The sequence below is a fragment of the Rahnella sp. ChDrAdgB13 genome (genome assembly GCF_017655185.1).
Classification (GTDB): Bacteria; Pseudomonadota; Gammaproteobacteria; order Enterobacterales; family Enterobacteriaceae; genus Rahnella; species Rahnella contaminans.
Genome location: NZ_JAEMGT010000003.1, coordinates 156,130 through 168,847 on the forward strand (window position 1 = coordinate 156,130; position 12,718 = coordinate 168,847).

The 12,718-nt window shown below is 53.2% G+C and carries 12 protein-coding genes; 8 read left to right on the forward strand and 4 right to left on the reverse strand.

The genetic code is table 11. The features are described from left to right. Positions 1–10: 10 nt before the first annotated feature. Complete coding sequence (gene rluA / locus J8X26_RS01935) at positions 11–712, forward strand: bifunctional tRNA pseudouridine(32) synthase/23S rRNA pseudouridine(746) synthase RluA (RefSeq protein ID WP_152325157.1); 702 nt, start codon at positions 11–13, stop codon at positions 710–712. 62 nt (positions 713–774) lie between these two features. Here the strand turns inward: rluA and djlA are convergent, their stop codons facing one another. Then, positions 775–1,596, reverse strand: a complete 822-nt coding sequence (djlA, locus tag J8X26_RS01940) for a co-chaperone DjlA (RefSeq protein ID WP_152325158.1) — start codon at positions 1,594–1,596, stop codon at positions 775–777. A gap of 181 nt (positions 1,597–1,777) precedes the next feature. On the opposite strand from djlA, the gene lptD reads away from it, so the two are divergent. The 6 genes from lptD (at position 1,778) to apaH (ending at position 8,606) form a co-directional block, all read left to right on the forward strand. Continuing rightward, entirely contained in the window at positions 1,778–4,153 is a 2,376-nt protein-coding gene (gene lptD, locus J8X26_RS01945; RefSeq protein ID WP_208950020.1) for an LPS assembly protein LptD, read from the forward strand. Positions 4,154–4,238: 85 nt separating this feature from the next. Then, positions 4,239–5,534, forward strand: a complete 1,296-nt coding sequence (gene surA / locus J8X26_RS01950) for a peptidylprolyl isomerase SurA (RefSeq protein WP_208950021.1) — start codon at positions 4,239–4,241, stop codon at positions 5,532–5,534. Beyond that, complete coding sequence (pdxA, locus tag J8X26_RS01955; protein ID WP_208950022.1) at positions 5,524–6,531, forward strand: 4-hydroxythreonine-4-phosphate dehydrogenase PdxA; 1,008 nt, start codon at positions 5,524–5,526, stop codon at positions 6,529–6,531. Before surA ends, pdxA begins: the two co-directional genes overlap by 11 nt. A gap of 5 nt (positions 6,532–6,536) precedes the next feature. Then, positions 6,537–7,364, forward strand: coding sequence for a 16S rRNA (adenine(1518)-N(6)/adenine(1519)-N(6))-dimethyltransferase RsmA (gene rsmA / locus J8X26_RS01960; protein ID WP_152325162.1), 828 nt, complete (start codon positions 6,537–6,539; stop codon positions 7,362–7,364). Positions 7,365–7,368: 4 nt separating this feature from the next. Then, positions 7,369–7,746, forward strand: coding sequence for a Co2+/Mg2+ efflux protein ApaG (apaG, locus tag J8X26_RS01965; RefSeq protein WP_152325163.1), 378 nt, complete (start codon positions 7,369–7,371; stop codon positions 7,744–7,746). A 5-nt stretch (positions 7,747–7,751) separates the two neighbouring features. Beyond that, positions 7,752–8,606 (forward strand): bis(5'-nucleosyl)-tetraphosphatase (symmetrical) ApaH, encoded by an 855-nt coding sequence (gene apaH / locus J8X26_RS01970; RefSeq protein WP_152325164.1) that lies wholly within the window; start codon positions 7,752–7,754, stop codon positions 8,604–8,606. 72 nt (positions 8,607–8,678) lie between these two features. Here the strand turns inward: apaH and folA are convergent, their stop codons facing one another. After that, the gene (gene folA / locus J8X26_RS01975; RefSeq protein WP_152325165.1) at positions 8,679–9,164 is read right to left on the reverse strand and encodes a type 3 dihydrofolate reductase; all 486 of its coding nucleotides are present in this window, start codon (positions 9,162–9,164) and stop codon (positions 8,679–8,681) included. Between the two features lie 416 nt (positions 9,165–9,580). Between folA and J8X26_RS01980 the strand changes: the two genes are divergently transcribed. After that, on the forward strand, positions 9,581–10,195 hold the full coding sequence (locus J8X26_RS01980; protein ID WP_165058972.1) for a LysE family translocator: 615 nt from the start codon (positions 9,581–9,583) through the stop codon (positions 10,193–10,195). 62 nt (positions 10,196–10,257) lie between these two features. Here J8X26_RS01980 and kefC read toward each other — a convergent pair whose 3' ends face one another. Together kefC and kefF are read right to left on the reverse strand one after the other, a co-directional pair. Further along, positions 10,258–12,108 carry a glutathione-regulated potassium-efflux system protein KefC gene (gene kefC / locus J8X26_RS01985; protein ID WP_208950023.1) on the reverse strand — a complete coding sequence of 617 codons (1,851 nt, stop codon included), beginning with the start codon at positions 12,106–12,108 and terminating at the stop codon, positions 10,258–10,260. Further along, positions 12,101–12,655, reverse strand: coding sequence for a glutathione-regulated potassium-efflux system oxidoreductase KefF (gene kefF, locus J8X26_RS01990; protein ID WP_152325168.1), 555 nt, complete (start codon positions 12,653–12,655; stop codon positions 12,101–12,103). The genes kefC and kefF overlap by 8 nt, the downstream gene beginning before the upstream one ends. Between the last annotated feature and the right edge of the window lie 63 nt (positions 12,656–12,718).

Below are 12,718 nucleotides of genomic sequence, written 5' to 3' on the forward strand. Positions count from 1 at the left end.
TGAAACCGCTATGAGCGAACATCAACCGACAATCCCTGAGCCTTCCAAAACCCGGCCGCTGGAGAATTACAATCCGCCGACCGATCCCTGGTTACGGGTGATTTTTCAGGATGAACACATCATGGTGGTGAATAAGCCAAGCGGGTTGCTTTCGGTGCCGGGGAAATTAGCCGAGCATCAGGACAGCCTGATGACGCGCATTCAGCAGCAATATACCCAAGCGGAATCGGTGCATCGTCTGGATATGTCGACCAGCGGCGTGATTGTGGTGGCGCTGACCAAAGAAGCCGAACGCGAGCTGAAACGTCAGTTCCGCGAGCGTGAAACCAAGAAAGTGTATATCGCGCGGGTCTGGGGACGGGTCGAAGAAGATTACGGCATTATTGATTTACCGCTGATTTGCGATTATCCCAACCGGCCAAAACAGAAAGTTTGCCATGAGACCGGGAAGAAAGCGCTGACGCAATACGAAGTGATGTCCTGGGATGAAGACGGCACGACGCGCGTCAAACTCCGGCCGATTACCGGACGTTCACATCAGCTGCGCGTGCATTTACTGGCGCTCGGGCATCCGATTCTGGGCGATAAGTTTTACGCACATCCGCAGGCGCTGGCCGCCGCTGACCGCCTGCAACTGCATGCGCAGGAGCTGTCGTTTTACCATCCGATCACTGACGCGCCGCTGGTATTCAACTGCGAGCCGGATTTTTAAGTTTCCGGAGGACACAAAAAAGGCGCTGAATTCAGCGCCTTTTACTTTTGCGTCGGAGAAGATTACTTAAAACCTTTCTCTCTTTTGATCAGGTCATACGCGGCCTGAATCGACTGCGCTTTCTCTTTCGCCATTTCCATCATTTCCGGCGGCAAACCTTTTGCGACCAGCTTGTCCGGATGATGTTCGCCCATCAGCTTGCGGTACGCACGTTTGATTGTGGTTGCATCGTCCGTGGCATTCACGCCCAGCACTTTACAGGCATCGGCCAGCGTCGGGCCTTGCTGTGTCTGGTGATAACCGCCGCGATAAGAGTGACCGCCCTGCTGATTTGCGCCGAACTGTTGCCCACCTTCCATCATGCGCAGGAACTGATCGAACTGCATGCGGGAGATCCCGAGCTCTTCAGCAATCACATACAGCACTTCGCGCTCGTTCGGATGCAAAGAACCGTCGGCATACGCCGCCTGGATCTGGATTTCCAGAAAAGTCCGGATCAGATCAAAGCGGCCGAAACATGCAGTGCGCAATGCCCGCATTTTTTCCCGCAACGGGTAATTTGCATCTTTCCCGTCGCGGAAGGCACGCTGGGCGGCTTCACGCTGCTCACCGTGCAACTGCATACGTTCCATGTAAAGACTGGCAATTTGTATATCCGCCTCGGTCACTCTGCCTTTTGATTTAGTCAGATTCCCCATCACTTCAAATGTGGTGCGGAAAAAGAGAGTTTGACGTGTCTGTTGATCGGCGAAATATCCCCGGCGTTTCGCAGAACGCGCAGTATCAAACATATGCCCTATCAACACCCCTGAAACAATTCCCCAGAAGCCTAAACCGGACCATAAGCCCAGGATAAGTCCGAGCAGTTTTCCCCAATACTGCATATACTCCTCAATTCGCCATGCCGTCGCTTAAAAATTGCTTTATCATAACCGGCATTTATCGTTGTGCCTAACGGCGGCAACGTAACAGGTTGGATTTAACACTAGCGCAACCATGATGAGTGAGATAGTCTCTGACCGTTTGCCGGCATGATGCCTCTGATGACGGAACACCATTTTACGTATGAAAAACAGACGTCTGAAAACACGCTTACCCACAGTGCTGGCTGCCACAATCTGGTCAGTATTGTACAGTCACGGCGCAATGGCCGACCTCGCGCAACAATGTATGCTCGGCGTTCCGACCTATGACAAACCTTTGGTGCAGGGTGATCCTAATTCACTGCCTGTGACCATCAATGCCGACAAGGCCACCGGAAATTATCCTGACAGCGCGCTTTTCAGCGGCAACGTTAATATCGTTCAGGGTAACAGTACGCTCGATGCCGATCATGTTCAGCTCAACCAAATTGCCAATCCCAATCAGCCCACTCCGACCCGTACCGCCACGGCGACCGGGAACGTGCGTTATAACGATAACCAGATCAAGCTGAACGGGCCGAAAGGCTTTGCAAACCTGACCACCAAAGATACCGATGTCCAGAATGGCGATTACCAGATGGTAGGCCGTCAGGGCCGCGGTAATGCTGACAAGATGAAGCAGCGTGACAACAACCGCTACACCATCATGGATAACGGCACATTCACGACCTGTCTGCCTGGCGATAACAGCTGGAGCGTGGTGGGTTCAGAAGTGATTCAGGACCGCCAGGAAGAAGTGGCTGAAATCTGGAATGCCCGTTTCCATATCGGCCCGGTTCCGGTGTTCTACAGCCCGTACATGCAGTTGCCGATCGGTGACAAACGCCGTTCGGGCTTCCTTATTCCGAACGCCAAATACAGCAGCAGTAACGGCTTTGGCCTGACGGTTCCCTGGTACTGGAACATCGCGCCAAATTACGATGCCACGATCACGCCGAACTACATGAGCAACCGTGGTCTGCAATTGCAGAACGAATTCCGCTATCTGACCGTGGCCGGTGCAGGTCTGATGGAGTTCGATTATCTGGGCGACGATAAGAAAATCGATCAGCAGTACGTGGATGATGAGAACCGGACCAGCGATAAGACTAAGCGCTGGATGTACTACTGGCGTCATGCCGGCGTATACGATCAGGTTTGGCGCTTCAATGTCGACTACACCAAGGTCAGTGACCCGTACTACTTCACCGATTTCGATTCGAAATACGGTTCAAGCACTGACGGCTATTCCACGCAAAAATTCAGCGTAGGTTATGCCAACCAAAACTGGGATGTGACGCTGGCCAGCAAGCAGTTCCAAGTGTTTTCGGATTACGGTAACAGCAATGCTTACCGCGCCCAGCCACAGCTGGACATCAACTATTACAAAAACGATGTGGGCCCTTTCGACCTGCATCTTTATGGTCAGGCGGCGAAATTCACCAGCGTTAACCCTGACAACCCGGAAGCGGTGCGTACTCACTTCGAACCGACCCTGAGCCTGCCGCTGAGTAACGCCTGGGGAAGTCTGGATAACGAAGTTAAGCTGATGGCGACCCACTATCAGCAGGATATTCCGGATGCGTATTACGATGCGAACCCGGACACCAAACTTCGTTCTTCAGTAAACCGCGTTATGCCTGAGTTCAAAACCGACGGCAAAATGGTCTTCGACCGGACGATGGACTGGGACAGTGATTACACCCAGACTCTTGAACCGCGCGCACAGTATTTGTACATTCCGTATCGTAACCAGAGCGGGATTAATACCTATGACTCGACGCTGTTACAGTCCGACTATACCGGCCTGTTCCGCGATAAGAGCTACAGCGGCCTGGACCGTATTGCTTCGGCAAACCAGGTGGCAACTGGTTTAACAACCCGTATTTACGACGAAAATCTGGAAGAGCGCTTCAATGCGTCTGCCGGTCAGATTTACTACTTCCAGCCACCGCGCACAGGCGACGTGAACAGTGCTCTGGATAAAAGTGATGACAGAGGCAGCCTGGTTTGGGCTGGTGACAGCTATTACAAAATCAATGACTTCTGGGGCGTTCGTGGTGGCGTGCAGTACGACACCCGTTTAGATGCACTGGCGTTGGGCGATGCCGTTCTGGAATACCGCGCTGACTCAGAAAGAATGGTTCAGTTGAGCTACCGTTATGCCAGCCCGGAATATATTCAGGCGACACTGCCAAGCGTGACCAACCCGGGATATCAGGATGGTATTTCTCAGGTGGGCGGGATCGCCAGCTGGCCGATTGCTGACCGCTGGGCGGTTGTTGCGGCCTATTATTACGACACCAAAGCACAGCAATCTGCCGATCAGCTGATTGGTTTGCAGTACAACACTTGCTGCTGGGCCATCAACGTGGGCTACGAACGTAAGATCACCAACTACGATACTGTTAAGTCCGAAAGCAAGTATGACAATAAGATTGGATTCAACATTGAACTTAGAGGCCTGGGGAACAATCAAACCCTCGGAACGAAAGAAATGTTGGCCAGCGGCATACTGCCTTATCAACGCGCTTTCTAAGCCGATACCACGATTGATGAGTTAAGACTCTACGAACTCAGTGAACTTGAAACCCGCGCTTGCGGATTAGACAAATGGAAAAAGTATGAAGAACTGGAGAACACTTCTCCTCGGCGTGACGCTTTGTGCCAGCACTGCGTTTGCAGCCCCTCAGGAAGTTGATAAAGTTGCCGCCGTCGTCAACAACGGCGTCGTATTGCAAAGTGACGTAGACAGCCTGTATCAGTCAGTAACGCAGCAGGCCAAGCAAGCAAACCAACAGCTGCCCGATGAAGCGACGTTGCGCCACCAGATCCTTGATCGTCTGATCATGGTTCAGATCCAGTTGCAGATGGCGACCCGCATGGGTATCACGCTGACGGATCAGGATGTGGATAAAGCGATTGCCGGTATTGCACAGCAGAACAATATTTCCGTTGACCAGCTGCGTAGCCGTCTGGCTTATGACGGTCTGAACTACAGCACTTATCGCGCCCAGATCCGTAAAGAAATGCTGATCAGCGAAGTCCGTAACAGCGAAGTTCGCCGTCGCGTGACGATCCTGCCTCAGGAAGTGGATCAGCTGTCCAAACAGGTTGCGGCTCAGAACGGCAGCAGCGCTGAATTTAACCTCAGCCATATCCTGTTGCCATTGCCGGAAAACCCAACGCAGGATCAGGTTGATACGGCTGAACAGCTGGCGAAGAAAATCGTTGCCGATCTGAACAACGGCGCGGACTTCGGCAAACTGGCTATCACCTACTCTGCTGATTCCCAGGCGCTGAAAGGCGGCAACATGGGTTGGGGCAAATTGCAGGAATTACCTTCCCTGTTCGCTCAGGCGCTGAGCACTGCGCAGAAAGGCCAGGTTATCGGTCCGATCCGTTCAGGCGTGGGCTTCCACATCCTGAAAGTGAACGATATCCGTGGTGATAACAAAAGCGTTTCCGTCACTGAAGTCCATGCACGCCATATCCTGATCAAGCCATCCGTTGTGATGACCGATGCTCAGGCGCGCGCGAAACTGGAACAGGCTGCGGCGGATATCAAGAGCGGTAAAGCAACGTTTGCTGATGAAGCGAAACAGCTTTCTCAGGATCCGGGTTCTGCAAATCAGGGCGGCGATTTAGGTTGGGCGTCTCCGGATATGTACGATCCTGCGTTCCGCGATGCGCTGATGAACCTGAAAAAAGGTGAAATCAGTGCGCCAGTTCATTCTTCCTTCGGCTGGCACCTGATCCAGTTACTGGATACCCGCCAGGTTGATAAAACAGATGCGGCACAGAAAGAACGTGCTTACCGCATGCTGTTCAACCGTAAATTTGCGGAAGAAGCCCAGACCTGGATGCAGGAACAACGTGCTGAAGCGTACGTGAAAATTATGGACGGTAATGGACAATAAAACACTGACAACGAAATCTGTCGTCATCACCCCCGGCGAACCTGCCGGGGTTGGGCCGGATCTGGTACTGGCGCTGGCTCAGCAGGCATGGCCTGTTGAGCTGGTGGTGTGTGCCGATCCGGCCCTGCTGCTTGAGCGCGCTGAAAAACTGGGTCTGAAGATCCAGTTGCGCGAATACCTGAAAGACAGCCCGGCAGAACCTCAGGCCGCGGGGACATTAACGGTTTTACCGGTCAGCACGGCTGTGCCTGTCACGCCCGGTAAACTGGATGTCGCCAACAGCCAATACGTGGTAGAAACGCTGGCCCGCGCCTGCGATGGCGCAATCAGCGGTGAGTTTGCCGCGCTGATTACCGGCCCGGTGCAAAAGAGCATCATTAACGATGCCGGTATCCCGTTTATCGGTCATACCGAATTCTTTGCTGACCGCAGCCATTGCAACCGCGTAGTGATGATGCTGGCAACGGAAGAACTGCGCGTCGCGCTGGCGACCACGCATTTACCGCTGTTAGCCGTACCGGGTGCGATCACGCGCGAATGTCTCCACGAAGTTATCACCATTTTGAATCATGATCTGAGAACCAAATTTGGCATCGCCGAGCCGCAAATCTACGTGTGTGGTCTGAACCCGCACGCCGGAGAAGGCGGTCATATGGGTCATGAGGAAATAGACATCATCATCCCTGCGCTGGAAGAACTGCGCCAGCAGGGAATGCATCTTATCGGTCCGCTGCCCGCTGATACGTTATTCCAGCCTAAATATCTGCAACACGCCGATGCTGTTTTATCGATGTATCACGATCAGGGCCTTCCGGTGCTAAAATATCAGGGATTCGGTCGCGCCGTGAATATCACGCTGGGCCTTCCCTTTATCCGGACTTCCGTTGATCACGGCACCGCCCTTGAACTCGCTGCAACCGGCACAGCCGATGCAGGCAGTTTCAAGACAGCAATAAATCTCGCCATTCGTATGGCAAATAACAGCAACGATAAATAACAACAATGAATAGTAGAGTCCACCAAGGTCACTTTGCCCGTAAACGTTTTGGGCAAAACTTCTTAACCGATCAGTTTGTTATCGATAGCATCGTGTCGGCCATTCATCCTATGCCGGGCGAATCTGTCGTCGAAATCGGTCCTGGCCTGGCTGCATTAACTGAGCCCGTCGCTTCACGTCTGGATAGCATGACGGTCATCGAACTCGACCGCGATCTGGCTACACGTCTGGAAAACAATCCGAAGTTTCAGGGCAAGCTGCGCGTCATTCAGTCTGATGCAATGAAAATCAATTTTGGCGAGCTCTCCGAAGAGCTTGGTCAGCCGCTGCGCGTATTCGGCAACCTGCCGTATAACATTTCCACGCCGCTGATGTTCCACCTGTTCACCTACACCAACGCCATCAAAGACATGCATTTCATGTTGCAGAAGGAAGTGGTAAACCGCCTGGTTGCAGGCCCGAACAGCAAAGCGTATGGTCGTTTAACGGTGATGGCGCAGTATTACTGCAACGTTATCCCGGTGCTGGAAGTACCGCCTGAATCCTTTACACCGGCGCCAAAAGTGGAATCCGCCGTGGTGCGTTTAGTACCGCATGACGTGATCCCTTATCCGGTTTCTGATATCCGCATTCTGAGCCGCCTGACCACCGACGCGTTTAATCAGCGTCGTAAGACTGTGCGTAACAGCCTCGGCCATCTGTTCACTCCTGAGCAAATGACGGAGCTGGGCTTAGATCTCAGCATGCGTGCTGAAAATATTTCGGTTGAGCAATACTGTAAACTGGCTAACTGGTTGTCCACGCGGCCTAAAACCCCGGAACCTCAGGAGTAGCGTTATGCTTAATTCGCCCCGTGTTTGTGTTCAGGTGCAAAGTATCTACGTAGAGTCACAGTCGATACCGGAAGAAGAACGTTTTGTTTTCGCCTACACCATCACGATCCGCAATCTGGGGCGTTTTAATGTGCAACTGCTTCGCCGTTACTGGCTGATCACCAACAGTAACGGCCGCCAGACCGAAGTTCAGGGCGAAGGGGTTATCGGTGAACAACCGCTGATCCTGCCTGGCAACGAATTCCACTACACCAGCGGCGCTGTTTTAGAAACGCCACTGGGCACGATGGAAGGCCATTACGAAATGGTCGCGCACGACGGTGAAAGCTTCCGCGTGCCGATCCCGGTCTTCCGCCTCGCCATCCCTACGCTGATAAATTAATCCACATGTCGACATATCTTATTGGTGATGTTCACGGCTGCATCGATGAACTCAAGGCGCTATTGGCGCAGGTGGATTTTGATCCGCAAAATGATGCTCTCTGGCTGACGGGCGATCTCGTCGCGCGCGGGCCGTCTTCTGTTGAAGTCCTGCGTTTTGTCAGTGGTTTGGGCGACTGCGTACGGATGGTGCTCGGTAATCACGATTTACATCTGCTGGCGGTTTACGCAGGCATCAGCTTTAACAAGCCGAAAGATCGTATTACGCCGTTACTCGAAGCAGAAGATGCCGATGAGCTGATCAACTGGCTGCGCCGTCAGCCGGTGTTGCAGGTAGATGAAGATCTGAAACTGGTGATGGCTCACGCCGGGATCACGCCGCAGTGGGATCTCGACACCGCAAAAATGTGCGCCCGCGAAGTTGAAGCCGTGCTGAGCAGCGACACTTACCCGCTGTTTCTCGATGCCATGTATGGCGATATGCCGAACAACTGGCATCCGGAGCTGAGCGGTCTGGCTCGTTTACGTTTCAGTACCAATGCGTTCACCCGCATGCGCTACTGTTTCCCGAACGGGCAGCTGGATATGATTTGCAAAGATGTACCCGAGAACGCGCCAAAACCCCTCAAACCCTGGTTTGATATTCCGGGTCCGGTGCAGGAAGCGGGTTACAGCATTGCGTTTGGTCACTGGGCATCGCTGGAAGGAAAAGGCGCACCGGAAGGCATTTACGCGCTGGACACCGGTTGTTGCTGGGGCGGGGATTTAACGATGCTGCGCTGGGAAGATAAAACCTATTTCACCCAGCCGTCGAACCGTCATAAAGAAAAAGAGCAATCAGAACTCCCGAAAGCACTGTAGTTTTTGGGCGGGATAAAAGTCAAAAGGCACCCCTGAAAGGTGCCTTTTTGCTTTGCGCGTCAGCCTGAAAAATCAGGCGCGACGGTCAAGGATTTCGAAGCAGTAGCCATGAGAGTTTTGCTCATCAGCGTCATGGAATTCGCTGAAAGTGCTTTCCCAGTCATCCGGCTCGTAGTCAGGGAAATGCGTATCCCCTTCCACTTCCGCATCAATGTGGGTCAGGTATAAACGGTTCGCCTTCGGCAATAATTGCTCGTATACGCGGCCACCGCCCATCACCATCACTTCTTCCACATCACCGGCAGCAGTCAGTGCGGCCTCCACAGACGTCACCCAGGTCACGCCATCGTGCGCACCAGGCTTTGAGCTGATGACGATATTCAGCCGGCCAGGTAACGGTCGCCCAATCGACTCGAACGTCTTGCGCCCCATGATGACAGGTTTGTTGAGCGTATTACGCTTAAACCAGGCCAGATCACCGGGTAAATGCCAAGGCATTGCGTTTTCCATGCCAATAACGCGATCGGTCGCCAGTGCGGCGATCAGGCTGATAATCATTAAGAAGCCCTGTGTTGATTAAAGAGACTCAAAAAAAGAGCCCACACTATACGGAAAGCCCAATCAACCGTCGATAGGGAGACTCACGCTTTACAAAGATATAAGAGCGCTCTTACCCTGACGGGATTTTACCCGCCTGATGTGCCAGTTTCGGGTCTGAAAGGGGGTTAAAAACCGGAAGAATTTTCATTTACCCAGCCGAAAATGCTGGAAACGCGATCTGTAGTTTGCCCCTCCGATCACGCTTGTACAACTGAGCTTACACACCGGGGCGATTACGGTACAGTCATCGTCCTTTCCACCCTTAACCGAAATGTCAGTCGGGCAAAAAAAGCCATAAGAGTGATTTATCTTGCTAAGGATTGGCGTATCATGCGGCCTTCATTTTGTTCTGAACATTAACGACGGTTATTTCCATGCTTGAAACCACCCTTTTTGTTGCCAGTATTGCGTTCCTCGGCATGCTTTCTCCCGGCCCTGATTTCTTTCTGGTCATCAAAAATGCGGCCCGTTATCCTCGCGTTGCGGCACTGATGACATCGTTTGGGGTGATTTGTGGCGTGATCACGCATATGTCTTACTGCGTCGCGGGTCTGGCTGTCGTTATTACTACCACGCCGTGGCTGTTTGATTTATTAAAATACGTCGGTGCTGCTTATCTGATCTGGGTGGGTATTCAGGCGCTGTTCTCGCGCAGCAACAGTAAGATGAATCTCGACGGGCTGGAACCGCAGCAGGTCAAATTGCGTACCGCGTTTGTGCAGGGTTACTTGTGTAATCTGCTGAACCCGAAAGCCACGCTGTTCTTCCTGGCGATGTTTACGCAGGTCTTGCAGATCAACTCCACCCTGGGCGAAAAGTTGTGGTACGCGTCGATTATTGTCAGCTTATCTGTGGTCTGGTGGCCTTCGCTGGCACTGTTAATCCAGAGCGCACCGGTTCGCCGCGGTCTGGCAAAAGCGCAGAAAATTATCGATAAGCTGCTGGGTGGCGTGCTGATTGGTTTGGGCATTAAAGTGGCGTTGAGCTGATCAAAAAAGCCGGCATTTCAATTCTGTGCCGGCTTTCTGTTCTCCCTCTGAATCCTCAGAGTTTATCCTTTCGCTTCAATCACATCCTTTTCCGGCGCTTTTCCATCAATACTCCCGCGCCAGCCAGACTGAACCGATGACAAACGCTCCTGATCCTGCTCGATAGCCGCGGTCAGCATGTCCTTTGCACGTTGCATACTGGCGATACGGAATTCAGTATCTTCGTAATTCTCGATAGTGGCTTCGAGCATTTTCAGGTTATAGCGACGGAACAAATCAGCCTTTTCCCGCGCTTCATACGCATCCAGACCGAGTTCTTCCAGCACATCACGCCCTACGCGCAGTGAGCCTTCGAACAATTCACGCTCCGGTGCTTCCACGCCCAACTGACGCAGCTGATACCAATGGTCAACATCGCGGGCACGCGCAATCACCTTCAGGTTCGGGAAATGCTCTTTCGCCAGCGCCGTCAGTTGCAGGTTGGCTTCAACGTCATCGATGGCATTAATCAGCACCTTAGCCTGCGCCGCGCCTGCGGATTCGAGTAAATCCACGCGGGTCGCATCACCGTAAAACACTTTGGTGCCGAATTTCCGCAACGTTTCGATATGATCCGGATCGTGGTCCAGAACGACTGTATGAACATTGTTGGCCAGCAGCAAACGACCGGCAATCTGACCAAAACGACCGAATCCGGCGATAATGACCTGCGCATTTTCGTCATCAATGGTGTCCTGCGGACGGTCATCTTTCGGCGCATTGCGCTCCATGCGGTTCGCAATTACCAGCAGCAGCGGCGTTACGGCCATTGAAAGCGCAACGGCGAGCGTCAGCGCTTTCGACCATTCGTCAGGCATCACGCCGGCCATTTTTGCAGCACTGAAAATCACGAAAGCGAATTCACTACCCTGCCCGATTAAGATCGCAAAAAGGCCACGTTGTTTTTTCGGTACACTCAGCCACGGCGCAATCAGCCACAACAGCGCCGCCTTGAGCGCCATAAAGCCTGCCAGCAAGGTGGCGATCAGCAATGGCTGATGCACCAGCGTGCCGAAGTCGATAGACATTCCGACGCCGATAAAGAACAGGCCGAGGAGCAAACCTTTGAACGGCTGGATATCGCTTTCCAGCGCATGACGGTATTCCGAACTCGCCAGCAAAACGCCCGCCAGAAACGCGCCCATCGCCATCGACATGCCAGCCATCTCCAGCAGAATGCCGAAACCGAACACCAGGAAAAGTGCCACGGCGCTGAACACTTCGCGCATGCCGGAACGGGCAACAAAATGCAGCAAAGGCCGCGTAACGTAACGCCCAAGCAGCACCACCAACACCAGCGCACCGGCCACTTTTGCCGCCGACAGACCAAAGCTCAGAAGCGTTGTGGCTTCGCCGGTGCTGGCAAGAAGCGGGATCATCGCCACCAGCGGGATTGCCGCAATATCCTGGAATAACAGCACAGCAAACGCACTGCGGCCTAGCGGTGACGGCGTCAGACTGCGTTCGCTCATCGCCTGCATGGCAATCGCGGTGGAAGACAGCGCCAGCGTCATGCCAATTAACAAGGCAATTTTCCAGTCAAGGCCGAGGAAATAACAGAACGCGCTGAGTACCACGCCACAGCCGACCATCTGAATACTGCCGCCGCCAAAAACTGAGGCGCGCATGGTCCACAACCGTTTAGGATCCAGTTCCAGCCCGATGACAAACAGCATCAGCACCACGCCGATTTCCGCAAAGGTCAGAATCGACTCGGCATCAGAAACCAGTTTCAATCCCCACGGCCCGATAATACAGCCTGCGATCAGATAGCCGAGCACAGAGCCGAGCCCGAGGCGGACAGCAATAGGTACAAACAGTGCCGCGGAGCCAAGATAAATCAGCCCCTCAATCATCAGGTTATGATTATCCATGATTCACCTCCGGCGGGCAGCCTTCTTTCAGGCTCAGGCAGGCCGTCAGGCGACGACGATATTCTTCGCCCGCCGCTTTCAGCGCCACTTCGTCGCAAATGAAGGTGTTATGGACCGCAAAATACGGCAGCCAGTGCATACCGCAATAAATGGCCGTCGCCTGTAAAGGCTGGGCCAGCACATCGAAATCAGGATGATCACCCAGTTCAAAATGATGTTCGTTACCGCCGGTCGTCACTGCCCACAGACAATGTTTGCCGTTCAGCGCATTGCCTTCGTGACCGTATGCCCAGCCGTGCTCAAGCACTTTGTCGATCCACAATTTCATCAGCGGCGGCAGGCTGTACCACTGGATCGGATGCTGGAATACCACCAGATCAGCGCGTTCAACGGCTTGCTGTTCTGCGGCGATATCGATATTAAAATCGGGGTATAGATCATACAGCGAACGCACTTCAACGTTGGGTAAATCACTGACCGCCGAGAGCAGTCCCTGGTTGGCCCGCGAATGGCGCGGATAAGGGTGGGCGTAAATTATTAGAATCATGCAGGTCTCTTGTCTTATTTTATTTACTTCAGCATACGCAACTTTCGGCATTCGGGGGAAAAC